The organism is Rhizobium sp. SVR5-9E, from assembly GCF_056755095.1.
Genome location: NZ_JBNDHS010000844.1, coordinates 1 through 230, shown reverse-complemented (window position 1 = coordinate 230; position 230 = coordinate 1). Strand labels below are relative to the sequence as shown.

The following is a 230-nucleotide window of genomic DNA, read 5'->3' as shown; positions in this document are numbered from 1 at the left end:
GGGGGGGGGGGGGGGGGGGGGGGGGGGGGGGAGGGGGGGGGGGGGGGGGGAGGGGGGGGGGGGTATGGGGGAGGATGGGTGGATCGAAGTATACGGTGAAGGCAAGATGAGCCGCGATTTCACCTAGATCGACGACCTCGTGGAAGCGATCGTCCGGCTTTCCGGCGTTGCGCCCTCGTAGGAGAACCGCGTTGCCTACGAGAATGTCGAGACGTTGTCGCATCAGGCAC

The 230-nt window shown here is 68.7% G+C and carries 1 protein-coding gene; it reads right to left on the bottom strand.

All coding sequences use genetic code 11. From position 1 onward, the window contains the following. Positions 1–230, bottom strand: a 230-nt coding sequence (locus tag ACPYOJ_RS37225) for a hypothetical protein (RefSeq protein ID WP_481420662.1), incomplete at both ends; no start/stop codon positions are given.